Annotated in this window: 19 protein-coding genes; 9 read left to right on the top strand and 10 right to left on the bottom strand. The window is 70.6% G+C overall.

Translation table 11 applies throughout. From position 1 onward, the window contains the following. Positions 1-8: 8 nt before the first annotated feature. Positions 9-1,166 (top strand): NAD(P)/FAD-dependent oxidoreductase, encoded by a 1,158-nt coding sequence (locus ACXJLH_RS03065; protein ID WP_056199846.1) that lies wholly within the window; start codon positions 9-11, stop codon positions 1,164-1,166. Positions 1,167-1,173: 7 nt separating this feature from the next. Here ACXJLH_RS03065 and ACXJLH_RS03070 read toward each other — a convergent pair whose 3' ends face one another. The 3 genes from ACXJLH_RS03070 to glnE are packed head-to-tail and all read right to left on the bottom strand — an operon-like array spanning position 1,174 to position 5,094. After that, complete coding sequence (locus tag ACXJLH_RS03070; protein WP_457442458.1) at positions 1,174-1,815, bottom strand: hypothetical protein; 642 nt, start codon at positions 1,813-1,815, stop codon at positions 1,174-1,176. A 16-nt stretch (positions 1,816-1,831) separates the two neighbouring features. Next, positions 1,832-2,395 carry a rhombosortase gene (gene rrtA / locus ACXJLH_RS03075; protein WP_457442459.1) on the bottom strand — a complete coding sequence of 188 codons (564 nt, stop codon included), beginning with the start codon at positions 2,393-2,395 and terminating at the stop codon, positions 1,832-1,834. Continuing rightward, positions 2,374-5,094, bottom strand: coding sequence for a bifunctional [glutamate--ammonia ligase]-adenylyl-L-tyrosine phosphorylase/[glutamate--ammonia-ligase] adenylyltransferase (glnE, locus tag ACXJLH_RS03080; RefSeq protein WP_457442460.1), 2,721 nt, complete (start codon positions 5,092-5,094; stop codon positions 2,374-2,376). The genes rrtA and glnE overlap by 22 nt, the downstream gene beginning before the upstream one ends. 55 nt (positions 5,095-5,149) lie before the next feature. Between glnE and ACXJLH_RS03085 the strand changes: the two genes are divergently transcribed. Next, positions 5,150-9,217, top strand: a complete 4,068-nt coding sequence (locus tag ACXJLH_RS03085) for a YhdP family protein (RefSeq protein ID WP_457442461.1) — start codon at positions 5,150-5,152, stop codon at positions 9,215-9,217. Here the strand turns inward: ACXJLH_RS03085 and ACXJLH_RS03090 are convergent. The 3 genes from ACXJLH_RS03090 to ACXJLH_RS03100 are packed head-to-tail and all read right to left on the bottom strand — an operon-like array spanning position 9,214 to position 11,700. Continuing rightward, on the bottom strand, positions 9,214-10,056 hold the full coding sequence (locus tag ACXJLH_RS03090; RefSeq protein WP_056199831.1) for a substrate-binding periplasmic protein: 843 nt from the start codon (positions 10,054-10,056) through the stop codon (positions 9,214-9,216). The genes ACXJLH_RS03085 and ACXJLH_RS03090 overlap by 4 nt on opposite strands. Positions 10,057-10,091: 35 nt before the next feature. Continuing rightward, a complete protein-coding gene (locus ACXJLH_RS03095) occupies positions 10,092-10,697 on the bottom strand; it encodes an alpha-ketoglutarate-dependent dioxygenase AlkB (RefSeq protein ID WP_056199829.1) in 606 nt (201 codons plus the stop codon). A 10-nt stretch (positions 10,698-10,707) separates the two neighbouring features. Next, complete coding sequence (locus tag ACXJLH_RS03100; RefSeq protein ID WP_457442462.1) at positions 10,708-11,700, bottom strand: LysR family transcriptional regulator; 993 nt, start codon at positions 11,698-11,700, stop codon at positions 10,708-10,710. Between ACXJLH_RS03100 and ACXJLH_RS03105 the strand changes: the two genes are divergently transcribed. The 5 genes from ACXJLH_RS03105 (at position 11,699) to ACXJLH_RS03125 (ending at position 16,356) form a co-directional block, all read left to right on the top strand. Then, the gene (locus ACXJLH_RS03105; RefSeq protein WP_457442463.1) at positions 11,699-12,649 is read left to right on the top strand and encodes a quinone oxidoreductase family protein; all 951 of its coding nucleotides are present in this window, start codon (positions 11,699-11,701) and stop codon (positions 12,647-12,649) included. The genes ACXJLH_RS03100 and ACXJLH_RS03105 overlap by 2 nt on opposite strands. Next, on the top strand, positions 12,646-13,086 hold the full coding sequence (locus tag ACXJLH_RS03110) for a RidA family protein (protein WP_056199819.1): 441 nt from the start codon (positions 12,646-12,648) through the stop codon (positions 13,084-13,086). The genes ACXJLH_RS03105 and ACXJLH_RS03110 overlap by 4 nt, the downstream gene beginning before the upstream one ends. Then, positions 13,083-14,162: an aminotransferase class V-fold PLP-dependent enzyme gene (locus ACXJLH_RS03115; protein WP_457442464.1), complete on the top strand. Its 1,080-nt coding sequence runs from the start codon at positions 13,083-13,085 to the stop codon at positions 14,160-14,162. The genes ACXJLH_RS03110 and ACXJLH_RS03115 overlap by 4 nt, the downstream gene beginning before the upstream one ends. A 76-nt stretch (positions 14,163-14,238) precedes the next feature. Then, positions 14,239-15,033 (top strand): carbon-nitrogen hydrolase family protein, encoded by a 795-nt coding sequence (locus ACXJLH_RS03120; RefSeq protein ID WP_457442465.1) that lies wholly within the window; start codon positions 14,239-14,241, stop codon positions 15,031-15,033. 69 nt (positions 15,034-15,102) lie between these two features. Continuing rightward, a complete protein-coding gene (locus ACXJLH_RS03125; RefSeq protein ID WP_457350721.1) occupies positions 15,103-16,356 on the top strand; it encodes an MFS transporter in 1,254 nt (417 codons plus the stop codon). Here ACXJLH_RS03125 and ACXJLH_RS03130 read toward each other — a convergent pair. The 4 genes from ACXJLH_RS03130 to ACXJLH_RS03145 form a co-directional block, all read right to left on the bottom strand. Next, a complete protein-coding gene (locus ACXJLH_RS03130) occupies positions 16,340-16,894 on the bottom strand; it encodes a hypothetical protein (protein WP_056199808.1) in 555 nt (184 codons plus the stop codon). The genes ACXJLH_RS03125 and ACXJLH_RS03130 overlap by 17 nt on opposite strands. A 140-nt stretch (positions 16,895-17,034) precedes the next feature. Further along, positions 17,035-17,649: a hypothetical protein gene (locus ACXJLH_RS03135; RefSeq protein ID WP_056199805.1), complete on the bottom strand. Its 615-nt coding sequence runs from the start codon at positions 17,647-17,649 to the stop codon at positions 17,035-17,037. An 8-nt stretch (positions 17,650-17,657) separates the two neighbouring features. Beyond that, complete coding sequence (locus ACXJLH_RS03140; RefSeq protein ID WP_327082887.1) at positions 17,658-17,975, bottom strand: GNAT family N-acetyltransferase; 318 nt, start codon at positions 17,973-17,975, stop codon at positions 17,658-17,660. A gap of 79 nt (positions 17,976-18,054) precedes the next feature. After that, positions 18,055-19,236: an FAD-dependent monooxygenase gene (locus ACXJLH_RS03145; protein ID WP_457442466.1), complete on the bottom strand. Its 1,182-nt coding sequence runs from the start codon at positions 19,234-19,236 to the stop codon at positions 18,055-18,057. 159 nt (positions 19,237-19,395) lie between these two features. Here ACXJLH_RS03145 and ACXJLH_RS03150 point away from each other — a divergent pair, with 159 nt between their 5' ends. Together ACXJLH_RS03150 and ACXJLH_RS03155 are read left to right on the top strand one after the other, a co-directional pair. After that, positions 19,396-20,376: a potassium channel beta subunit family protein gene (locus ACXJLH_RS03150; RefSeq protein WP_457442467.1), complete on the top strand. Its 981-nt coding sequence runs from the start codon at positions 19,396-19,398 to the stop codon at positions 20,374-20,376. 65 nt (positions 20,377-20,441) lie between these two features. After that, positions 20,442-23,582, top strand: a complete 3,141-nt coding sequence (locus tag ACXJLH_RS03155) for a diguanylate cyclase (protein WP_457442468.1) — start codon at positions 20,442-20,444, stop codon at positions 23,580-23,582. Positions 23,583-23,601 lie beyond the last annotated feature (19 nt).

The following is a 23,601-nucleotide window of genomic DNA, read 5'->3' on the forward strand; positions in this document are numbered from 1 at the left end:
CTGCCAGCATGTTCAAGGTGACCATCATTGGCGGGGGAATCATGGGCGCCGCCACGGCCTGCTTCCTGGCCCGCGACCATGGCGCGGCGGTGACCGTCGTCGAGCGCGATGCCTCCTATGCGCAAGCTTCCAGCTCGCTGTCGCTGAGTTCCATCCGCCAGCAGTTCTCGCAGCCCGTCAACATGGCCCTGTCCAGATGGAGCATCGACTTCCTGCGCCGCGCAGCGGACGAGCTGGCGACGGCGGATGACCGGCCGGCCATCGGCCTGGTCGAGCCGGGCTATCTGTATCTCGCGACCGAGGCAGGTGCCGCGACGCTGCGCGAGGTGCATGCGCTGCAGCGTGCCCAGAACGTGGATGTCGCGCTGCTGAGCCCGGCCGAGCTTGCTGCGCGCTTCCCCTGGCTGGCCGTCGACGACATCGTGCTCGGATCGCTGGGCCTGAGCGGCGAGGGCTGGTTCGACGGACCGGCTCTGCATCGTGCCTTCCGGCGCAAGGCCAAGGCCTGCGGTGTGCGCTTTGTCGAAGCGGAGGCGGTGGGCTTCGACGCCACTGGCGACCACGTCACCGCGGTGCGCTGCTCAGACGGCTCGCGTGTGGGTGGCGAAGCCTTTGTCATCACGGCCGGCGCCTGGAGTGCGCCGCTGGGCGCGGCCCTCGGCTTCACGCTGCCGGTCAGCGCCAAGAAGCGCGATGTCTTCGTGCTGGAAACGCCGGCCACCTTGCCCGGCTGCCCCTTGGTCATCGACCCCAGCGGCTTCTGGTTCCGCACGGAGGGTTCATTGATCCTGGCCGGTGGCCCGCCGCGCGGGGACGACGCCGACGAAGCGCCGCTGCACGACATCGACCATGGCCTCTTCGATGAACTGTTGTGGCCGACGCTGGCCGCCCGCGTGCCGGCGCTCGAGGCGCTGCGCGTGCGCTCGGCCTGGGCCGGCTACTACGAGATGAACGCCTTCGACCACAACGGCCTGGCCGGCCGATTGCCGGGTTATGCGAATGCCTTCACGGCCTGCGGCTTCTCGGGCCACGGCATGCAGCAGTCGCCGGCGGTAGGCCATTCGATGGCCCGGCTGATCGCGGGCCTGGATGCGCCTTTGATCGATGCATTGACGCCGCAGCGGCTGCTGGACGGACGGCCTCTGATCGAGGCCAACGTCATCTAGCGCCGGGCTACCTGTTGCGCACGCGCTTCTTGGCGGGCGGCTGGGTCAGCACATAGCGCGTCGCCGTCAGCTTGTCCGACACCGCGCTGGTCTTGTTGTCCACATAGCCCCAGTTGCGCATGGCCAGGCGCACCTCGGTGTCCGACGGGCTGGCTTCCGGGCCCTTGGGGTGCACGACCCAGACCGTCTTGCAGATCATGTCGGCATGGAACTCCGCCATGCGCGGCAGTTCGGACGGGTTGCTCAGCACGGCCACCAGCATGCGCGCCTCGCGCAGATTGGTCGTGATGCCGCCGGCCAGGGCCTCGGCCAGGGCCGGGTCCAGCGTGCCGACGGTGGGGCCGATCAGCAGGGCGGGGTTGTCGGCGCTGACGCCGAGCTTGGCGGCCAGCGTGGGCGGCGGCGTCTGCAGCTTCTTCAACCACTTGCCGGCTTCCTTCTCGCCCAGCACCAGGGCGACGGCCTCTTCCCCGTTTTCGCCGGCTTCGAAGCGCAGCTCCTCGCCTTCGACGCGCAGGTTCTGCAGCGCGGCGATGTCCCATTTGCGCTTGATGGCGCCGCGCAGCACGACGGTGGTGGATTCGAGCAGGGCCGCGACTTCTTCGGTCTCGGTGCCCACGCGGGCGGTACAGCTGGCTTCACGTCCCATGGGGCGTCCTCAGGTTTTATTTGTCAGATCGGCGCATTGTCAGCCGCCAGGCCAGCGCGCCGGCGACAGCGCCCGTCAGGTGAGCAAATGGCGCCACGGGAAAGTCGAATCCCGGCGTGTCGCGCAGCACGGGGCCGAGCGGGTGTTCAAGGAAGAGTTTGCTGACGAGACCGAGCGCAATGCCGGCGCCAACCCAGCGTTCGCGACCCCCGCGCGTGAGCAAAGCCATCGCCGCGATGGCTACCAGCGCATGAAGCTCGCCTGACAGGCCGGCGTAGTGCCGCAGCTCGGGGCGCAGCAGCAGGCCGAGCTGGGTCAGCGGCAGGGCGGCGAGGCCGGCGAGGGCTTCTCCCGAGCCCAGTGCTGCGCGCCAACCCAGCAGGGCGAGGACGGCACAGCCGGTGAGGTTCGCGGCCAGGTGAATGGGCGTCCAGTGGACAAAGGCGGCCGTGAGGGCGCGCCAGGGCTGTGCAGCGGCCAGGGCTGGCTGCCAGTCCAGCGCCTCGCGCGGCAGCGGCCAGGCCAGCAGGGACAGCGCGGCCAGCGCCGCGCACAGCATCAGCCAAACACGGCTTGCCATAGCGCGCGCACGGCGTCCCGGTGCGCGGCCAGCGGCGCGGCGGCTTCGGCATCCAGCGCCGTGGACTGTTCGTCCAGCCTCGCCTTGTGCTGCACGCGACGCAGCTCGCGGTAGGCGTTGGCCGCTGCGACACCCACGCCGGCCGGCAGCAGACCGGCTGACTCCGCAATGCGCAGCAGCGCGATGTTGCCGAGGTCATCCTGCAACTGCGGGTGCGTCGCCGAATGCGCCAGCACCAGGAACTGCACGGCGAACTCGGCGTCCATCATGCCGCCCTCGCTGTGCTTGACGTCGAAGAGACCGTCTTTCACGGGCCGCGCCGCGCGCACCTTCTCGCGCATGGCCTGCACCTCGGTCTTCAGCGCCTGGGCGTCGCGCGGCGCCGTCAGCACCTGGCGGCGCACGCTCTCGCAGCGATCGGCCAGCTCAGCATTGCCGGCGCAAAAACGCGCCCGGGTGATGGCCTGGTGTTCCCAGGTCCACGCCGTGTTGCTGCCCCGGCCGGTCTGGTAGGCCTCGAAGTGCGCCAGCGACGTGACCAGCAGCCCCGAATTGCCATTGGGCCGCAGGGCGGTGTCGATGTCGAACAACTCGCCGGCAGCGGTGCGCAGCGTCAGCCAGGTGATGAGGCGGCGCACGAAGGCGCCGTAGATCTCGGCCGCGTTCTCGTCCTCGTCGTCGAAGACGAACACCACGTCCAGGTCGCCGCCATAGCCCAGCTCCTTGCCACCCAGCTTGCCGTAGGCGATGACGGCCAGGCGCGGCTGCGGGCGATGCGCCTTGCCAAAACGCGCCCAGGCCCAGGTAATGGCGATCTGCAGCACCGCGTCGGCAAGCAGGCTGAGGTCGTCGGCCACCTGCTCGACCGTGATGCGGCCCTCGACGTCGCGCACCAGCGTGCGAAAGACTTCCGCATGGTGGGCGCGGCGCAGCGTGTCCAGCAGGGCCTCTTCGTCGGCCTCGCCGCTGCGCTCCCAGCCCTGCTCGCGCTCCAGCAGGTCGGTGATGAAGGCCTCGCGGTCGAAGCGGGCGGTCAGCAGCAGCGGGTCGGCGAGTTCGTCGATGACGCCGGGGTGCTGCATCAGGTAGCGCATGGGCCAGCGCGCCAGGCCCAAGAGGCGCAGCAGGCGTTGCTGCACGGCCGGGCGCTCGACGAGCAGGGCCAGGTAACTCTCGCGGCGCAGCAGCGGGCCGACCCAGTCGACAAAGCGCAGCGCCGCGTCCAGCGAGCATTCGTCGGCCGCCACGGCTTGCGCTGCGCGGTGGAAGAGCTTGGCCAGGCGCTGGCGCGATTCCTCGCGCAGGCCCTGCACGCGTGGCGTGTCGGCCAGGGCGCGCACGGCCGTGGCCAGCTCCGGCGGCAGGCCGGCCAGGAAGTCCTCGCCATCGACGGCGGGCTTGGGCCCGCCGCACTGGCCGCCCTTGCAGCCGCCCTTGGGCTTGCCGCCTTCGTGCAGCAGCGCGTCGAACTCGGTCGCCACCAGCTCGCGCACCTCGCCGAGCATTTCAAACAGCTCGCAGGCCTCGCGCGAACATTTCAATCCGAGCGACGCGGCAATCCATGCCAGGTCGGCATCGCCCTGCGGCAGGCAGTGCGTCTGCTGGTCGTCCAGGAACTGGATGCGGTGCTCGACGCGGCGCAGGAAGACATAGGCCTCGCTGAGTTTGTGCGCCGTCTCGGCCTTCATCAGCCCGCCGGCCGCCAGCTGGGCCAGCGCCTTGACGGTGGAGCGGGTGCGGATCTCCGGGAACTGGCCGCCGCGCACCACCTGCAGCAGCTGCACGATGAACTCGATCTCGCGGATGCCGCCGCGCGACAGCTTGACGTCGTTGGCACGCTCGGGCCGGCCGGCCGCGCGGGCCTTGGCCTCGCTGCGGATCTTGCCGTGCAGCTGGCGCAGGCCTTCGAAGACGCCGTAGTCCAGGTAGCGGCGGTAGACAAAGGGCGTGACGAGGTTGCGCAACTGCAGGGTGCGGGCGTCGCCCGGCGCGCCCATGCCCGACAGCGGCGCGACAACGCGGCTCTTCAGCCAGGCAAAGCGCTCCCACTCGCGGCCCTGCACGAGGAAATACTCCTCCAGCATGCCCAGGCTGACGACCGGCGGGCCGCTCTTGCCGTTGGGGCGCAGCGCCAGGTCGACGCGAAAGACCTGGCCGTCGTCGGTCACGTCGCCGATCAGCGTGTAGAGCCGTTTGGCCACGCTGGAGAAGTATTCGTGGGCACTGACCGGCCGTGAACCTTGCGTCTGGCCGTCGTCTTCGTAAACGTAGATGAGGTCGATGTCGGACGAGACATTCAGCTCGCGGGCGCCGAGCTTGCCCATGCCCAGCACCCAGAAGGCGATGTCGCCGCCCTCCGCGGTGCGCGGCTCGCCGTGGATGGCGTCCAGCTCGGTGCGCGCGTCGGCCAGCGCCTTGTCCAGCGTCACCTCGGCCAGATGCGTCATGGCCAGCGTGACATCTTCCACAGTGGCGCCCTGTTCGATGTCCAGCACCGCCAGGCGCTCCAGCACCAGGTGGCGAGCGACGCGCAAGGCGCTTCCCAACGACCGATCCGCGGCCAATGTCTCGATCAGTGCGGCAATGACGGCCCGGTCGGGCAGGCCCGGTTGCAGCAGCGCCAGCTCGGCCGCATAGCGGCGGCGAACCCGCTGCACATAGCGGCTGTGCTCAGCAAAAACGGGAAACAGTGCGCTCATGACCCTGTGCTAGATTGCCTGCCGGCCGGTTCTTCTTCACGTGCCCCAAGACAACGTGTCTGACTTCCTCTCGGCCGCCCTCCACCGCTGCACCCGCGCTTCGCGCTGGCCCTTGCGCCTGTGCTGGCACAGCCTGCGCTGGGTAGTGCTGCTGCTGGCCCTGTTGTGGGCTTTGGGGGTGATGGCCTGGGCGGTATTGCACTGGGCCATTCTCCCGCACGCCAATGACTGGCGCCCCTGGCTGGAAAAGGAAGCCTCAAAGGCTTTGGGGGTAGAACTGCGCATCGGCCGCATCAGCGTCGAATCCAGTGGCTGGCTGCCGCGCATGGAATTGGGTGATGTGCAGGTGCTGGACGCCGCCGGCCGGCCGGCCTTGCGCCTGCCGCGCGTCGCGGCCGTGCTGTCGGCCCAGTCCCTGCTCGCGCTGGAGCCGCGTTTCTCGCAACTGCTCGTCGACGCGCCCGAACTGATCATCCGCCGCGACGCCCAGGGCCGCATCTTCATCGCCGGGCTGGGCCTGGACGAGGCCGAGAAGACTGACGCCGGCACCACCGAGGCCGGCATGGACTGGCTGTTCAGCCAGCCCGAGCTGGCCATCGTCAACGGCCGGGTGCGCTGGGTGGACGAGAAGCGCGCCGACACCCGGCCGCTGGAGCTGTCGGCGCTGAACTTCGTCATGCGCAACGGCCTGCGCCGCCATGACCTGCGCCTGGACGCCACGCCGCCCGCCGACTGGGGTCGGCGCTTCACGCTCCGTGGCCAGTTCACGCAGAGCCTGCTCAAGCGCCCCGGCGAGTTCCAGCATTGGAGTGGCCAGCTCTATGCCGAGCTGCCGCGCGCCGACCTGAGCCAGCTCAAGCGCCATGTCGACCTGCCCTTCCAGCTCAGCGAGGGCGACGGTGCCGTGCGCGCCTGGGGCCAGATCAAGGACGGCCAGCCGGTGGCGGCGACGCTGGACCTGGCGCTGCGCTCGGTGCGTCTGAGGCTGCTGGAATCGGCGCCCGAGCTGGACCTGGACCACATCGAGGGCCGGCTGGACCTGGCCCGCGCCAAGGGCGCGTTGAGCGTCCAGGCCCGTCAGCTCGGCTTTGTCAGCCGGGACAACGACGGCAGCGTCGTGGTCTGGCCGCGTTCGGACTGGGGCGTGGCCCTGCAGCTCGGCAAGGCCGACGAGGTGCTGGGTGGCGAGGTCAACGCCCAGCGCCTGGACTTCGCGCTGATGGCCCAGATTGCTCAGCGCCTGCCTCTGGGCGAGCGCGCGCACCAGCTGCTCGACGAGCTGGAGCCGCGCGGCGTGCTGACGGCCCTCAGCGGCCAATGGCAGGGCGCACTGGACGCGCCGCGCAGCTACCGTGTCAAGGCGCAGATCGACGGCCTGGCCGTGGCCGCCAAGGCCGGCGCGCAGGAGGACCACCTCGGCCGCCCCGGCCTGCACGGCGCCAGCCTGGAACTCGACGCCAACGAGCGTGGCGGCACCGCCAAGCTGGCCGTGCACCAGGGCGAGGTCGAGCTGCCGGGCCTGTTCGAGGACCCGCACCTGCCGATCACGCGGCTGTCCACACAGCTGACCTGGAAGCTGCCCCAGCCCGACAGCCAAGCCAAGGGCAAGACGCCCGGCGAGGTCGAGCTGAAGCTGCGCGAGCTGCAACTGCAGACGCCCGATCTGAGCGGCGAGTTCGATGTCACCTGGCGGCGCGCGGCCGGTGCGACCACGCCGGGCTTCCTGGACCTCAGCGGCCGCGTGCAGCGCGTGGAGGCCACGCGCGTGGCCCGCTACATCCCGCAGGGCCTGCCGGCCACGCGCAGCTATGTGGCGCGCGCCATCCTCGGCGGCGAGGCCCGCAACACCAGTGTGAGGCTCAAGGGCGAGTTGAGCGACTTCCCCTTCGCGGCGCCCAAGTCCCCCGGCATCTTCCGCGTCGCCACGCAAGCCCAGGGCGTTACGCTGGCCTATGTGCCGCCGAGCGACAACGGCGGCAACTGGCCGGCCATGGAGGGCGTGGACGCCGAACTCGTCTTCGAGCGCGCCGGCATGTTCATCAAGGAGGGCCATGCCAAGGTGCTCGGCTATGAACTCAGCGGCGTCAACGGTGGCATCAAGGACCTGCACCATGGCCGCGTGCTGCAGCTCGATGGCAACGGCCGCGGCGCCGGCGCCGACCTGCTGCGCTTCGTGCGCGCTTCGCCGCTGGACGAGTGGCTGGGCCATGCGCTGAGCACCACGACAGCCCAGGGCCCGGTCGGGCTCAAGCTTGGCATCACCATCCCGCTGGACGACACCCACCAGACGGCGGTCAAAGGCCAGCTCCAGCTTGGTGGCGTCGACCTCAAGCTGCGCCCCGAACTGCCGGCGCTCAGCGGCGCACGTGGCCGGGTCGACTTCGACCGCAAGGGCCTGCAGCTGACCGGCATGACGGCCCGCCTGCTCGGCGGCGACGCTGGCATCGAGGGCGGTACCCAGCGCGACGGCGGCATGCGCTTCGCCGTGCAGGGCCAGGCCACGGCCGAGGGCCTGCGCCGCGCCACGGAGCTGGGCGCCGTCACCCGCCTGGCGCAGGCGGCCAGCGGCCAGGCCGCCTACCGCTTCCAGCTCGCCATCCCGAAGGATGGCCAGAGCGAGCTCAGCGTCACCAGCAATCTGCAGGGCCTGGCCCTGGACCTGCCCGCGCCCGGCCACAAGGAGGCCGATGCGGTGCTGCCGCTGCGTCTGTTGATGACGCCAACCGCCGCCGGCCGCGACGAGCTGCGCCTCGAAGTCGGCACCCCCGCAGCGCCGCTGTTGCAGGCCCAGCTGCAGCGCGATATCTCCGGCCCCAGCTCCCAGGTGCTGCGTGGCGCCCTGGCCGTGCAGGACAAGTTGCCGGCCTTGCCGGCCACCGGCGTGTTGCTGCAGGTCAATGTCGCGGCCCTGGACCTGGACGCCTGGCAGCAGCGCCTGGGCGGGTTGGCGGGTGGTGGCAGCGGTGGCAGCGGCGGCGAGGGTGCTGACGACGCGGGCCTGCTGCCCAGCCAGATCTCGCTGCGCAGCCAGGCGCTGAAGGTCGGTGGCCGCCAGCTTGGCCGCGCGTCCGCGGTGGTGGCGCGCGAGGGCGCCAATTGGCGCGTCAACATCGACGCCGAGCAGCTCTCCGGCCGCATCGACCTGAAGGGCGTCAAGGGCGGGCAGATCGACGCCGTGCAGGCACGGCTGACCCGGCTGTCGCTGCCGCGCCAGGAAGCCGAGTCGGTCAGCGAGCTCATCGATCCGGGCAAGACCGACGCGGGAAGCGGCCCGCTGCCGTCGCTGGACATCGCGGTCGACGACTTCGAGCTGCGCGGCAAGCGTCTGGGCCGGCTGGAGGTGCTGGCCCACGCGCCGGCCGCCGCGCGTGACTGGAAGCTGGAGAAGCTGCAGATCCACTCTCCCGAGGCGACGCTGATGGCCACCGGCCACTGGGGTGGCGACGGCAACGCCCGGCGCCGCACCCAGCTCGACTGGAAGCTCGACATCGCCGACGCCGGCAAGCTGCTGGAGCGCCTCGGCCAAGGCCAGAAGGACGCCCCCGTGCTGCGCGGCGGCAAGGGCGTGCTGGCCGGCCAGGTCGGCTGGGACGGCTCGCCGCTGGCCCCGCACTACGCCAGCATGGCGGGCGCCTTGAACATCCAGCTCGACACGGGCACTTTCCTGAAGGCCGAGCCCGGCGTCGGGCGGCTGCTGGGCGTGCTGAGCCTGCAATCATTGCCGCGCCGCTTCCTGCTGGACTTCCGCGACGTCTTTGCCGAGGGCTTCACATTCGACGGCGTGACCGGCGACGTCAAGATCACCGCCGGCGTGGCCCGCAGCGACAACATCCGCATCCGCGGCCTGCAGGCGGCCGTGCTGGTGGACGGCAGCACCGACCTGGCGGCCGAGACGCAGAAGCTGCGCGTCGTCGTGGTGCCCGAGGTGTCGGCCGGCGGTGCATCGCTGGCTTATGCGGCCATCAACCCGGCCATTGCGCTCGGTGCCTTCCTGGCCCAGCTCATCCTGAGCCGCCCGGTGGCCGCGGCCAACACGCGCGAGTTCCACATCACCGGGACCTGGGACGATCCCAAGGTGGAGAAGGTCGAAGCGTTGCCGGCCAAGGCGGCGAGCGCGCCCTAATCCAGCGCCTTCAGCTGCAGCCGCAGCCCCGTGTAGCCGCGCAGCTGCATCAGCGCGGTCTTCAGCCCGGGTTCGGCCATGAAGAGGGTGTCGAAGCTGCCATCGGCCGCCGCCAGGCTCAACCCGCGCATCAGCCGCTCGGCCAGCTGCGGCTTGTCGCGCGCCACGAAGAAGTAGAGCGGCTGTTTGTATTGCAGCGCCACGCCCGGCAGCTCGGCGAAGCCCTGGTCGGTGAATTGCAGCAGCTCGGCGTCGATTTCTTCGCGGGTGCGCGGGATGAAGTCGAAGCGGCCGGCCTTGAGCATGCGGAACAGCAGCTCGGATTTGGTCGCCGTCTCGACGATGAAGCCATTGGCCCGCAGGATCTGCGCGTCGCTCCAGTAGGTGCCCGCGCCGGCGCGAAAGCGGCGCAGCGCCTCCAGCGTGCGCACCGATCGCAGGGGGGAGAGGTCGGCGGCCCGCACGAGCAGGAAGCGCAGCTCGTTGATGCCCTTGAGCAGGTTGAAGCGCACCGGCAGCGCCTGCGCCTCGCGCTCGGGTGTCGTCGTGCTCCACATCAGGTCCAGCAGGCCGTCCTGCAGCATCTGGCGCATGCGCGGCCGTGGCAGGTCAGGTGCCGCGTGAACCAGGACGGGCGCCGGCTCGCCGTCGCCCGTCTTGCTCAGGGCCAGCTTCAACGCCTCGATGAAGAAGTCACCGTGGGCGCTGTAGGCATTGGGGTCGGGCAGTCGCAGCGTCAGCGGCGTGCCGGCACCATGGGCTGGCGACAGCGCGGCGGGTAGCGCGGCGGCGAGGGGAAGCGCCAGCAGTTGGCGCCGCAGGCGGGAGGGAAGCTGCATGTCCGCTCGATTCTCATGCCGCAGCCCCTGGGGCGTCATGCCGGCGGGCGTGACTTCTGCCGCGCAGTCCTGAACGTGATCGACCAGCGCAGGGCGTCCACCGGCGCCACGCTGTGCTGCCGGCCCCAGCGCGCCGCGCCCTGCAGTGCGTAGACGGAGCGCGGTTCGACGTTCAGCTTGATGATGTCCTCGCGCTTCGGGTTGTGTGGCGGATAGGGCCTGAAACGCAGCAGCGCCTCACTGCCCAGCGACACGCCAAAGACGTCCTCGAAATCCGGCACGTCGCGATGCCAGCCCAGTGGCGCGCCGGGCGCGTACTCGGCCACGAGGACATGCACGAGGGCTTGTGCGTCGACACCAGCCCAGCGGGCGACCCGCTCGCGCAGCGGGTGCAGCTCGGCGATAAGGGGTGACGACGGCCGCAGTTCGTTGCTGTCGTAATCGAACTGGCCGCCGAAGCTGACGACGCGGCGGCGTGCGGTATAGCTCTTGTACTTCGCTTCCTGCAGCGGCAGCGCCTGCACGATGGCGATGAGGGTCGCTTCTTCGCTGGCGGACAGAAAGCCTGCGTCGTAGCGCAAGCCGGCGGGCAGTGCGCCCGGCGACGGCGCAAGATCGTCGAACAGTCCGGCCTGGCTCATCGAGGTCAGTTCAGGCCGGTGCGTAGGCTTTCAAGTCGGCGGCCGTTTGTGCAGCCTCCTGGCGCAACCAGGCCGCGAAGCGCTTCACGACGGGCAGGGCGGCGGCGTCCTCGCGCACAACGAGCAGGTTGGCGCGCGGCGACGGCAGCAGCAGCGCGTGCGCCTGCACCAGCGTGCCCACGCGCAGCCGCGGCAGCGCCAGCGACAGGCGCGTGACCGCCACACCCAGGCCGGCCTCGGCCGCGTCCAGCGTGACGCCGGCATCGTTGAAGGCCGGCCCTTCGGCTTGAGCGGTGGCACCGGCCGCGGCCTGCCACAGCGGCGCGTCGCCGGTCACATGGCTGAGCATCTGCGCTGCAGGCCAGCGCATGGCATCCGGCCCGAGCGCGTGGGCCACCGCTGGCGCGGCGACCGCCAGCAGGCTGTCCTCGAACAGCAGCTCGCCGCCGTCCTCGGGCCGGCCATGGCGCAGCGCCACCAGGGCCACACGTGGCGCCGGGCGCACCAGCGCGTAGTCGGTCTGCACGATGAGGCGCACCGTCGGCGCGGCCGCGATGAAGCCGTGCAACCGCGGCAGCAGCCAGGCACGCGCCAGCGAGCCGAGCGTGGCGATCTGCAGCGTCGTGCGTGCCTCGTCTGGCTCGGGGTAGACCGCCTCGTGCAGGGCCGCGAGCGGCCCACCCAGGCGCGCCAGCAGCTCGCGGCCTTCGGCCGTCAGCCGCATCTGGTTGCCCACGCGCTCGAACAGGGTCTGGCCGCACCAGTCTTCCAGCTGGCGCACCTGGCGGCTGATGGCGCCGGGCGTCAGATGCAGCTCGGCGGCGGCGCGGCTGAAATTGCCCAGGCGGGCGGCGGCCTCGAAGGCTTGCAGGGAAAACAGGGGTGGCAGGCGTTCGCGCATGGTGTTGAGAAATCGGCACAGCCGGTGTGCCAAAGCCTCGCTGGTGTGGCGGGCGGGTGGGGCCGACAGTGGCGCGACGTTAACGCTGGAGATCAAAGCCATGCCCGCACAAGCCATTCTTGTCCACCGGTTCGGTGGCTCCGAGGTGCTGGAATTGCAGCAGCTGCCGATGCCGGAGGCCATGCCCGGCCAGGCGGTCGTGCGCATCGACTACGCCGGCATCAACTTTGTCGACCTCTACCAGCGCGAAGGCCGCTATCCCAACATCAGCCTGCCCTGGCGCCTCGGCCTGGAGGGGGCGGGCGAGATCGTCGACGTCACGCCAGGCGCCGAGTTCCAGCTCGGTGATCGCGTCGCCTTCACGACCGGCGTGCAAGGTGCCTATGCCAGCCATCTCGCCGTGCCGCTGGAGCATCTGGTGCGTGTGCCCGATGCGCTGTCGTTGCGTGACGCCGCTGCGGCGCTGGAGCATGGCCTGACGGCGGCGATGCTGCTCGACGACGTCGCGCGGCTGCCGGCGCGCGAGCCCGTCCTCGTGCATGCCGCGGCCGGTGGCGTGGGCGGCTGGCTGGTGCAGTGGCTGATTGCACGCGGCCATCCGGTCTTCGGCACGGTGTCCAACGCTGCCAAGGCCGACTGGCTGCGCGGCCTGGGCGCCGCGCCGCTGCTGGCGGACAGCGACTGGGTGTCCGCCGCCCGCGGCGTCGCCGTCGTCTTTGATTCGGTCGGCCGCTCGACCTTCGCCGGCAGCCTGGATGTGCTGCGCATGGGCGGCCATCTCGTGCTTTTCGGCGCGGCCAGCGGCCAGCCCGAGCCGGTCGACGTGCTGGCGCTGCAGAAGAAGAGCCTGACGCTGACGCGGCCCGTGCTGCCCCACTTCCTGCCCGATGCGGCCAAGCGCCGCGCGCGTGCGGCAACCGTGTTCGATGCGCTGCTCAGCGGCGCCGTGCAGCTGCGCATCCATGCCGAATTCCCGCTGGCCGACGCGGCCAGCGCCCATGAACTGCTCGCGTCGCGTGCGACGCAGGGCAAATTGCTGCTCAAGCCATGACCACCTTGCAAGACCGCCTGGCCAGCCTCGGCCACACCCTGCCCGACCTCGGCGAACCTGCTGCGAACTATCTGCACCACCGCGAAGGCAAAGGCCTGCTCGTCATCGCCGGCCAGATCGGTACGCCCGGTCGCGGCGCGCTGGACGCATCAGCCGGCCGCGCCGAGGCCGAGGTCGCCGCGCTGAAGCTGCTGGCCGTGCTGGACGCGGCTGTCGGTGGCGACCTGGGCCGCGTGCGCCAGGTGCTGCGCCTGGGCGTGTTCATCGCTTCGTCGCCGGGCTTCACCGAACACAGCACCGTGGCCGACGGTGCGTCCGACCTTGTCGTGGCCGCCCTGGGCGAGCGCGGCCGGCATGCGCGCGCGGCCATCGGTGTGGCCAGCCTGCCGGCGGGTGCGGCGGTGGAGGTCGAGGCGCTGGTGGAGCTGGTGTCGTGACCGGGCACCTGCTGCTCAACCATGCCGGCGCCTCGCCGATGTCGGCGGCGGCACTCGCGGCCCTGCAGGCACATCTGGCGCTGGAATCTCGCCTCGGGCCGATGGAGGCCGGGGACGCGGTCGCGCCCCAACTGCAGCGCCTGCGCGAGGACGCCGCACGGCTGTTGAACGCTGGCACGGACGAGGTGGCCTTTCTCAGCAGCGGTTCGGCCGCCTTTGGCGCGGCCTGGTCGGCCTTCACGCACAAGACGCCGCTGCGCCCCGGCGACCGCATCCTGGTCGGTCGCCAGGAATGGGGCGGCAATCTGGCGACCTACCAGCGCAGCGGTGCCAGCGTCGAGGTGCTGCCCTGCCGTGAAGACGGCAGCGTCGACGTCGAGGCCAGCGCGGCGCTGATTGACGAGCGCGTGCGCTGGATCTCGTTGACCTGGCTGCCCGCCAATGGCGGCCTCATCAACGGCGCTGCCGCCCTGGGCCAGGTGGCGCGCGCGGCCGGCGTGCCGTATTTCATCGATGCCGGCCAAGCCGTGGGGCAGTTGCCGGTGGATGTGCAGGCCTTGGGCTGCGATGTGCTGAAGAGCGCCGGCCGCAAGCATCTGCGCGGGCCACGCGGCACGGCGTTGCTGTATGTGCGCAAAGGCTTCCTGAATCAGCTGGAACCGCCTTGGGTGGACGTCTCGGGAGGGTATTTCGAAACGGCGGAGCAACCGGTGGCGCTGCGACTGGCCTTGCAGGTGGCCATTACCGAAGCACTGGAAATCGGCATCGAAGCCATCGCCGTGCATGTGCAGGGCCTGGCTGCCCGGCTGCGCCAACGCCTGGCCGAGCTGCCCCACGTCCGCGTGCACGACCTCGGCAACGGCACGCGCTCGGGCCTGGTCAGCTTCACCGTCGAAGGCGAGGCAGCCCCGGCGACCCGCGCGCGCCTGGCTCAGCAAGGCATCCATGTCGGCGCCAACGGCGTGCCCTACACGCCGCTGGACATGCAGGCCCGTGGCCTGGACGGCATCGTGCGCGCTTCATTTTCCTGGCTTAACAACCCAGCGGACATCGAGCGGCTAGCATCAGCGCTATGAATGCCCCCACGCTCATTTCATTCGCTGCCCCCCGAGGGGGCGCGTCAGCGCCTACGGGCGGCCGGGCGACGCTGACATGAAGATCGCAGCAGTCCAGATGGTCTCCGGCCCCGACGTGGCCGCCAACCTCGGCGCGGCGCGCCGCCTGCTGGAGGACGCCGCCCGCCGCGGCGCCCAGCTCGCGGCCTTGCCGGAGTATTTCTGCCTGATGGGCATGCACGACAGCGACAAGCTGGCACTGGCCGAGACCGAGGGCGAAGGCCCCATCCAGGCCATGCTGGCGAGCGCCGCGCGCGACCTGGGCCTGTGGCTCATCGGCGGCACGCTGCCGATCAGGTCGACAACGCCTGAGCGCGTGCGCAACTCGACACTGGTGTTCTCGCCCGACGGCGAGCGCGTCGCGCGCTACGACAAGATCCACCTCTTCGCCTTCGACAACGGCCGCGAGAGCTATGACGAGGGCCGCGTGCTGGAGCCTGGCAACCAGCCCACCAGCTTCGACACCGGCAGCATCAAGGTCGGCCTGTCGGTCTGCTATGACCTGCGTTTCCCTGAGCTCTACCGCGCCTATGCCGGTTGTGACCTGCTCGCCGTGCCGGCCGCCTTCACCTACACGACCGGCCAGGCGCACTGGGAGCTGCTGCTGCGCGCCCGCGCCGTCGAGAACCAGTGCTACGTCGTCGCCCCCGCCCAGGGCGGCCAGCATGCCAACGGCCGCCGCACCTGGGGCCACAGCATGGTCATCGACCCCTGGGGCCAGGTGCTCAGCGTGCTGGCCGAAGGCGAGGGCGTCGTCGTCGCCGACGTGGACCCGGCGCGTCTGACTCAGGTGCGCCAGCAGCTGCCGGCCCTGGCCCACCGCAAGCTCTGAGCAGGCGCGTCGAGAATCGGCGCACTCCGCCGCTCCGGGCCTGCGAGCGGCGTCTGCAAAGGATTCCCCATGACTGACAAGATGGCCAGCCGCTCCACGGCCTGGCTGGTGGGTGCGCTGGTGGCGCTGGCGCTGTTCGGCAACTACTACGTCTACGACTCCATCGGCCCGGTGGCCGACCTGCTGCAGCAGCAGCGCGCCTTCAGCGACAGCCAGATCGGCCTGCTGAACGCGATCTACAGCCTGCCCAATATCGTGCTCATCCTTGTCGGCGGGGTGCTGGTGGACCGCTTCGGCGCCGCGCGCATGACGCTGTGGACGGCGGCCATCTGCCTGGCTGGCGCGGCCTTGACCGCCTTCAGCCCCAATTTCGCCGGCATGGCGACCGGCCGGCTGCTGTTCGGCATCGGCGCCGAGACCTTCGGCATCGCCACGCTGGCGGCCATCGCGCAGTATTTCGCCGGCGGCACCGTCGCCTTCGCGATGGGGCTGGCGCTGGCGATCGGGCGCCTGGGCTCCTTTGGCGCCGACATGTCGCCGACCTGGTTCGCCAGCGCCTACGCCCAGGGCTGGCAGCCGCCGCTGGTCATCGCCGCCACCCTCGCTGCGACGTCGTTCGTGGCGTCGCTGGCCTACTGGTGGGTGGACCGTGGCGCTCAGCGTGGGGTGTCAGCCGCACCGGCGGCCGAACGCTTCGTGCTGCGCGACCTGCTGCACTTCGGCAAGGCCTATTGGTATCTGCTGGCGCTGTGCGTGCTGTGGTACTCGGTCATCCTGGCCTTTCGCAGCACCTTCTCGATCAAGTATTTCCAGCACACGCATGGTCTGGACCTGGCCACGGCAGGCGAAATGAACAGCTATGTCTTCCTGGCCGCGGTGTTCGCCACGCCGGCCTTCGGCTGGCTGTGCGACCGGCTTGGCCGCTATGCGCCTTTCCTGGCCCTGGGGGCGCTGCTGTTGCCGCTGGCGCTGGCCGTCATGGCACTGACGGACTGGTCCCTGTGGGTGTCGACTGCGCTGATCGGCGTCAGCTTCTCGCTGGTGCCCGCCGTCATGTGGCCGCTGACCAGTCGCCTCGTTGCCCCGGCGCGCTTCGGCACGGCCATCGGCCTCATGTGGGTGGCGCAGAACGCGGGTGTCAGCGGTGCCAACCTGATGGCCGGCTGGTTGAACGACCAGGCCGGCGCCGGTGCGGCCAACCCGGCGGGCTACGGGCCGATGATGGCCTTCTTCGGCACCGCGAGCGCGCTGGGCTTACTGTGTGCGCTGGCGCTGTGGCTGACGGCCGGTCGGCGCCGGCACGAGGTCACGGCCGCAGCGTGACCAGGTCGCGCAGCAGCAGGTCGATGTTGGCCCGCAGCGCGCGCTCGTTGGCGATGCGCAGCCGCTCGTTGGGCGACACGATGGCCTCGCTGAAGCGGGCCTCGTCGGTGTTGGCGACGCGCCGCTGGTAGACCGGCTTGCCACTGGCCTTGTCGACCAGGGTGTAGCTCACCGCCACGCCGACGGTCACGCCGACGGCGGGCACCAGGGGCTGGTCCAGCTGCAGCAGCTCGGCCTGCAACTCGAAGCGCGGCGCCGGCTCGGGCGACAGCGGCTTCATGCCGACGGCATGCAGAGACTCTTCCAGCGCCTGCTGCAGTGCCAGGGCACTGACCTTGGAGCCCCACCAGCGGCCGGTCTCCTGGCCGCCCTTGACGGCAGCGACGCCGACCTGGGCCTTGAGCGCATCCGGCACCCAGCCGCGGATCTGCAGCGCCTCGGCCGGGCTGATCGCCATGGGCAGGGGCTGGCTGGGCGTGCCGCAGCCGGCCAGCAACAGGGCCAGCAGGGCGGCGGGAAGCAGGGCAGGGCGCGACATGGGTGTCCCATGCTAGGCCCAGGCGCGGCTGGGCAGGGCAACAAAAGCGGCCGCTCTGCCCGGCTTTTCAGGCCTCGGAAAACAGCCGGTGCGTCATGACCGTGCCGCTGGCGGGAGTTTTCACCCGCGGCATGACGGGGTCACTTCACGTCAAGCGTATAGGTCACGGCCTGCGACATGCTGGGCAGGATGGCGCCGAAGTTCAGCGTGTAGCGGCCGCGCTTGAGCGGCCCGAGGGCCACGTAGTAGCCATTGCCGGCAGCCGGCGCGTCGTCGTCAGGCGCGACGAGGAAGCAGCCCTTGGTGGCCTGGCGGTGCGCTTCCAGCCCCGCGAAGCGTTTGCCGTTGAGATCCAGCACCAGGGCCGCGGGCGCCTCGGTCAGGGACTCGGCGCGCAGCATCAGCGAGGCACAGGCCTCGCGCTCATCGTCGGGCGGGAAGGCGATGAAGTTGATCAGCGGGAAGAACAGCGTCTTGCCCACCGGGATGCTGCAGCGGCGCACCGTGCGCTTTGTGCCATAGGTGCCGGCCAGGAACCAGACCGGCCCGGACTGGCCGCTGGCGCACAGGCTGCCGTCGGTGTCCGCCACGGGGCTGTCCTCTTCGTCGAAGGACAAGGCCCAGTGCCACCAGCGCTTGGACCATTCCTCCTGCGTGGCGCCAGCGATAGCCTTGCCCGGCGGGATGAGCTGGGCCTGGGCCTGGGTCGGCACGGTCGTGGCCAGCAGCAGGGTCAGAAGGAGAGCGTGTCGCATCGATGCTTTCAGGATTTGCGCTTGCGTTCCATGGCCACCTGGGAGACCTGAAAGCCGAGTTTTTCGTAAAAGGTGGCCACGCCGTCGCGGCCGGCGCGCAGCACCCAGGTCATCTCGTCGTTGTCGCCGATGGCCGCCTTGACGAGGGCGCTGCCGACGCCGCGGCCGCGGTGGGAGTCCGCCACGACGACCATGGAGATATAGCCGTTGAAGAGGCCGTCGGTGATGGCGCGCAGGAAGCCGATGACCTCGCCGTCGTCGTCCACGGCAGCCAGGGCCACCTGGGAGCGCCGGACCAGTTCCGCAAAGACGTCGGCATCGGCCACGCGCGGTCCCCAGTGGTTGGCGATCAGCAGCTCGCGCGCGGCTTCGACCTCGGCAGGCTGGATGGGTCGGATCTCCAGATCAGCCTCCGAACATCATGCGATGGGCCAGCGCTTTTTTCAGCGGCGTGGCCAGCTCCAGGCCGGCCAGGGCCAGGCCACGCAGCGCCGGCAGCCCCGGCAGCCGCCAGGCAAAGCTGCGGGCGAGGAAATCGGTCGCGGCAATCATGGGCCAGCGGTCGGGGGCGCGCTGCCAGTCGACGCGGGCCAGCACGGCGTCCAGGCCCAGGCCGGTTTCCGTCGCATCGCGCAATGCATCGATCAGCGCCTGGGCGTCGCGCAGGCCCAGGTTCAGCCCCTGGCCAGCGACCGGGTGCAGGGTCTGGGCCGCATTGCCGATGCGCAGCGCCCGGCCTTGCAGCAGCCGGGTCTCGGCGTTCAGCCCGAGCGGAAAGCACTTCAGCGCCGAGATGCCGGTCAGCCGGCCGGCCACGGCGGGCAGTTGCTGTTGGATGACGACCAGGCGCTGGGCGTCGTTCAAGGTAGCGATGTCGTCCTCGGCCTGGGGCAGGCACCAGACGATGGCCGCGCGCGGGCCTTGCGCGTCGTCGGGCAGGGGCAGCAGGGCCAGGGGCCCGTTGCGTGTGAAGCGCTCGATGGCCAGGCCCTGCAGGCCGGGCGGCGCCAGGCGCATCGTGCCGACCCAGGCGTTCTGGTGATAGTCGCTGGTGATGGACTTTCTATCCTGCTCGGCAAACACGCCGCCCTCGGCGACGACGGCGAGGTCAAAGCTGTCGACGATCGGACCTTCGCCGCAGTCCAGCTCCACGCCAGCCAGGTTCGAGCGAATCGCATGCACGGCGGTCCCGAAGCGGGTGAACAGGCGCTCGCGCTGGGCGGTGGCCAACTCCAGCCAACGCTGCTGCAGCGGCGCGACCAGGGCGCCATAGGGCAGCACGGCGCCAAGCTGGGGCAGGCCCTGCTCGGCGGCGCTGATGCGCACCTCACCGGCAATCGGCGCGGGCGGTGCCTGGCTGACATGCACGGTCTGGATGGCCTGGGCGCTTTGGGGCTGCCAGGCGTGCAGGCGCTGCAGCAGCCGGATGCTGCCGAGGTTGAGCGCCAGCGTGCGGGCGTCGCCGCTGATGTCGCGGTCCAGCGGCCGGGTGTCGAAAAGATGGATTTCAGCGCCTGCCAGGCGCTCGGCGGCGAGCAGGGCGAGGGCGAGGCCGGCAGGACCGGCGCCGATGACGGCGAGCTTCATGGGCTCAACGATAACTGCCGGCGATGCAGCTGCGCGGCGACCCGGGGTGTCGGGCGCCTCGCCCCCGGCGTGCTCGGGGCCATTGTGGCCATGCACCGGCCGGGCCGGGCGGCCCCGATAAGCTGTGGCTTTTCCGCCTCTCCCGCACAGGAACGCTCCATGCAATACCGCCGTCTCGGCCGCGCCGGCCTCCAGGTTTCCGAACTCTCCCTCGGCTCCTGGGTCACGTATCACAACCAGGTCGGCACGAAGGCCGCCACCGAGATGCTGGCCGCCGCCTTCGACGCCGGCGTCAACTTCTTCGACAACGCCGAGGTCTATGCGCAGGGCGAGAGCGAGGTCGTCATGGGCCAGGCCTTCAAGGCGCTGGGCTGGAACCGGCTGGACTACATCGTCTCCAGCAAGTTCTTCTGGGGCCTGGCGCGCGACGGTGTGACGGTCAACCGCAAGGACACGCTGAACCGCAAATACCTGATGCAGGCGGTCGACGCGTCACTCAAGCGCTTCCAGCTCGAGCATCTGGACCTGATCTACTGCCACCGCCCCGACCCGAACACGCCCATCGAGGAAACCGTCTGGGCGATGAGCGACATCATCCGCCAGGGCAAGGCGCTGTACTGGGGCACCAGCGAATGGAGCGCCGCCGACATCCGCGCCGCCTGGGAAATTGCCGAGCGCCATCACCTGCACAAGCCCGTCGTCGAGCAGCCGCAGTACCACCTCTTCCACCGCCGCCGTGTCGAGCAGGACTACGCCCGCCTGTACGAGGACATCGGCCTGGGCCTGACGACCTGGAGCCCGCTGGCCTCGGGCCTGCTGACCGGCAAATACCGCAGCGGCATTCCCGCCGGCAGCCGCGGCGCGCTGGAGAACATGAGCTGGATGCGCGAGCAACTGCAGGACAAGGCCAGGAACGACGCTGTCGGCAAGCTGTCCGAGATCGCCGCCGAGCTGGGCTGCAGCATGGCCCAGCTCGCCATCGCCTGGATCAATCGCAACCCGCGCGTGTCCACCGTCATCCTGGGCGCCAGCCGCATCGAGCAGCTGCGCGACAACCTCGGCGCCCTGGCCGTGACGCCCAAGCTGACCCCGGAAGTCATCGAACGCATCGACAGCATCGCCAAGCCTCTTGCGCAGTGATCATTCACGTTCTCTGAGGGCAAGACCCGGCAAAGCAGGCCCTTTGGGTGCCTGAGAATGCCGTTATGAGGGTCTTGACAACAAAAGGGTGCGCTGCAGCGCTGCTGATCGTCGCGGCGCTGCTGGCCACCGCGGCACAGGCGGTGGTGCCGCGCTTCGAGCCCATCGGGGAAGCGGGCGCGGTAAGGGACAACGTTGTCTCCGCACTGGCGCTGGATGCCCGCGGCGTGTTGTGGGCCGGCTCGCCCGAGGGGCTGCTGCGCTTTGACGGCTATGCCTTCCGCCGCTACCCCTTGAGCGGCCCCGACGGCCAGCTGCTGCCCGAGCAGTTCGTGCGCGCCATGCTGCCCGACCCGCGCGGCTGGATGTGGGTGGCCGCCGGCAACAGCGGCCTGGTGCGCCTGGACGTGGCCACCGGTCGCTGGGATCGCTGGGCGCGCGACGGCAAGTCGGCCGACGAGACCGCGCCCGCCGCCAATACCGTGCGCACCTTCGCGCTGGAAAAGGACGGCACGCTGTGGATAGGCGGCAGCGGCGGCCTGGACCGCTTCGACGTCAAGAGCCAGCGCTTCACCCACCACCGCGGCAAGGAGGACGGCCTGCCCGACCCGCGCGTGCAGACCCTGCTCGTCGACCGCCAGGGCACGCTGTGGATCGGCACCTGGCGGGGCCTGGCGCGCAAGGCGCCCGACGGCCCCATCGAAGCGCTGGACGTCGGCATCGGCGACCAGCTGGTCACGCTGATCAGCGAGGCCCAGGACGGCCGCATCATCGTCGGCACGGCCCAGGGGCGGCTGCGCGCGCTGTCGCCCAATGGCCAGCCGCTGCCCTTCAGCCCCGGCGCCCAGCCAGGCGCCACCTCGGGCGTCTGGCCCGTCATGGCCATGGCCCAGCCCGATGCCGACGAGCTGTGGTTCGGCGACGCCTCGGGCGTGTCGCGCCGTCGCGCGGTTGACGGCGCGCTGATCGAGCGCCTGCCCGCCACCGGTGCCGGCACCGCGCCGCGCAGCGATGTGCGCGCGCTGATGCGCGATCCGTCCGGCACGGTCTGGGCCGGCAGCTATGGTGGCGGCCTGATGCGCCATGTGCCGTCGCTGCCTGGCCTGTCCATGGTGCGCGAGGCCATCGGCTCGGTCTCGGGCGGCCTGGACGTGCGCAGCATCCTGCAGCTGGACAACGGCGAGATCTGGCTGGGCACGCTGGCCGGCGGCATCGAACGCCGCGACCGCCAGCTGATGCCGCTGGGTGTGGTCGCCCAGGGCAGTGGCGGCCTGCCGTCAGGGCGGGTCAATGCACTGGGGCAGAGCAAGGACGGCTCCGTCTGGGTCGCCATCGACACCCAGCTGCTTCGTTTCGACACCCAGGGCCGCTGGAAGGAAACCCTGCGCAGCGGCAATGCCGTGCCGCGGCGCTTCCACGCGCTGGACGACGGCTCGCTATGGATCGCGACGCTGGACGGCGTGATGCGCTGGACGCCCGAGCACCCGCAGATGCGCGCCATCCCGACCGCCGGCCTGGTGGGCGGCACCGGCGAGGTCAATGCCTTCGCCAGCCTGCCCGACGGCAGCCTGTGGGCGGGCGGCGCGGCCGGCCTGTTCCGCGTCGCCAAGCCGGGGTCGGACGAGCCCGTGGCCGAATGGGTCGAGCCCGTGGGCCTGACCGGCCAGACCGTACTGGGCATGGCCGTCGACCTGGCCGGGCGCCTCTGGGTGGACACCGGCACCGGCCTGCACCGCCTCATCGACAGCGACGGCAAGAAGGCGCGCTTCGAAGTCGTCGGCGCCTCCGACATCGGTGGGGCGTTCGGCGCCAACCTGCTGTTCGACAAGCAGGGCCGCATCTGGTCGCAGCGCAATATGTACGACCCGCGCAGCGGCGAGCGCCGCGAACTCGGCGCGGCCGACGGCGCTGATCTGGGCACCGGCTGGTTCCGCGCCTACGCCAAGCTCGACGACGGCCGCATGCTGTTCGGCGGCGCACGCGGCCTGCTCGTCATCGACCCTGACCGTTTCTCGCCCTGGACGTACAAGCCGCCGCTGGTCGTTTCGGAGCTGCGCGTCGATGGCGAGGAGCGCGCGCTGCCGGCCAACGGCAGCGACATCGTCCTCGCGCCCGGCGAGCGGGGCCTGAGCCTGGCCTTCGCCTCGCTGGACTACAGCCAGCCCAGCCGCAACCGCTACCGTTACCGGCTGCAGGGCCTGGACGCCGGCTGGATCGACGCCGGCATGCTGGGCCGTACGGCGGCCTATACCAACCTGTCACCCGGCCACTACCAGCTGCAGGTGCAGGGCAGCAATCGTGACGGCGCCTGGAGCCCCACCGAGATCAAGATCGGTGTCAACGTGCGCGCCGCCTGGTGGCAGACGCGCTGGGCCCTGGCCCTGGCCGTCATCGCGGCCGTGGGGCTGGTGGCGGCCATCGTCAGCATGCGCACGCGGCTGCTGCTGCGCCACCGCCGCGTGCTGGAGCTGCGCGTGCAGGAGCGCACCGAAGCGCTGGAGGCCGCCACTGCCGCGCTGACGGCCAAGTCCGTCGAGCTGGAAGAGGCCAGCCTCACCGACCCGCTGACCGGCCTGCGCAACCGCCGCTTCCTGGACCGCCAGATGCCGGCCGACGTCGCCATGGTTCTGCGCCACTACGAGCCGACCTCGGGCGCTCTCGTTGCCAACCCCGACAGCGACCAGGACCTGCTGTTCTTCCTCATCGACATCGACCACTTCAAGCGCATCAACGATGCTCATGGCCACATGGCCGGCGACGCCGTGCTGATGCAGATGCGCGGCCGGCTGGAGCAGGTCTTTCGCGCCACGGACTACCTGGTGCGCTGGGGCGGCGAAGAGTTCCTCATCGTCGCCCGCGGCACGCCGCGCCGCCGCGCGGCCGAGCTGGCCGAACGCGCCCGCCAGGCCATCATGGCCCAGCCCTTCGAGCTCGACGGCGGGCTGCGCCTGACCCTGACCTGCTCGGTCGGCTTCTCGGCCTTCCCGCTGTGCCCGAGGCTGCCGCGCGCGCTGGACTGGCATGCCGCCATCGACCTGGCCGATGCGGCGCTGTACGACGCCAAGGACACGGGCCGCAACGCCTGGGTCGGCCTGTTGGACGCCAAAGCCGATGGCGAGGACGAGCTGCGCCAGGACATGCGCCGGCCGCTGGACAGCTGGGCCAGCAGTGGCCGACTGACGCTGCAGCGTTCAGGTCGCAGCTGAGGCCCGCGGCGGCGGCTTG

The sequence above is a fragment of the Roseateles sp. P5_E4 genome (genome assembly GCF_054049255.1).

Bases quoted from the DNA above. Each gene is read 5' to 3' on its own strand.
- rrtA (WP_457442459.1), bottom strand. From the start codon at position 2,395: ATGGCAAGCCGTGTTTGGCTGATGCTGTGCGCGGCGCTGGCCGCGCTG.
- ACXJLH_RS03070 (WP_457442458.1), bottom strand. From the start codon at position 1,815: ATGGGACGTGAAGCCAGCTGTACCGCCCGCGTGGGCACCGAGACCGAA.
- ACXJLH_RS03145 (WP_457442466.1), bottom strand. From the start codon at position 19,236: ATGAAGCTCGCCGTCATCGGCGCCGGTCCTGCCGGCCTCGCCCTCGCC.
- ACXJLH_RS03135 (WP_056199805.1), bottom strand. From the start codon at position 17,649: ATGCGACACGCTCTCCTTCTGACCCTGCTGCTGGCCACGACCGTGCCG.
- ACXJLH_RS03065 (WP_056199846.1), top strand. From the start codon at position 9: ATGTTCAAGGTGACCATCATTGGCGGGGGAATCATGGGCGCCGCCACG.
- ACXJLH_RS03125 (WP_457350721.1), top strand. From the start codon at position 15,103: ATGACTGACAAGATGGCCAGCCGCTCCACGGCCTGGCTGGTGGGTGCG.
- ACXJLH_RS03100 (WP_457442462.1), bottom strand. From the start codon at position 11,700: ATGGCTTTGATCTCCAGCGTTAACGTCGCGCCACTGTCGGCCCCACCC.
- ACXJLH_RS03090 (WP_056199831.1), bottom strand. From the start codon at position 10,056: ATGCAGCTTCCCTCCCGCCTGCGGCGCCAACTGCTGGCGCTTCCCCTC.
- ACXJLH_RS03105 (WP_457442463.1), top strand. From the start codon at position 11,699: ATGCCCGCACAAGCCATTCTTGTCCACCGGTTCGGTGGCTCCGAGGTG.
- glnE (WP_457442460.1), bottom strand. From the start codon at position 5,094: ATGAGCGCACTGTTTCCCGTTTTTGCTGAGCACAGCCGCTATGTGCAG.
- ACXJLH_RS03095 (WP_056199829.1), bottom strand. From the start codon at position 10,697: ATGAGCCAGGCCGGACTGTTCGACGATCTTGCGCCGTCGCCGGGCGCA.
- ACXJLH_RS03130 (WP_056199808.1), bottom strand. From the start codon at position 16,894: ATGTCGCGCCCTGCCCTGCTTCCCGCCGCCCTGCTGGCCCTGTTGCTG.
- ACXJLH_RS03120 (WP_457442465.1), top strand. From the start codon at position 14,239: ATGAAGATCGCAGCAGTCCAGATGGTCTCCGGCCCCGACGTGGCCGCC.
- ACXJLH_RS03110 (WP_056199819.1), top strand. From the start codon at position 12,646: ATGACCACCTTGCAAGACCGCCTGGCCAGCCTCGGCCACACCCTGCCC.
- ACXJLH_RS03150 (WP_457442467.1), top strand. From the start codon at position 19,396: ATGCAATACCGCCGTCTCGGCCGCGCCGGCCTCCAGGTTTCCGAACTC.
- ACXJLH_RS03155 (WP_457442468.1), top strand. From the start codon at position 20,442: ATGAGGGTCTTGACAACAAAAGGGTGCGCTGCAGCGCTGCTGATCGTC.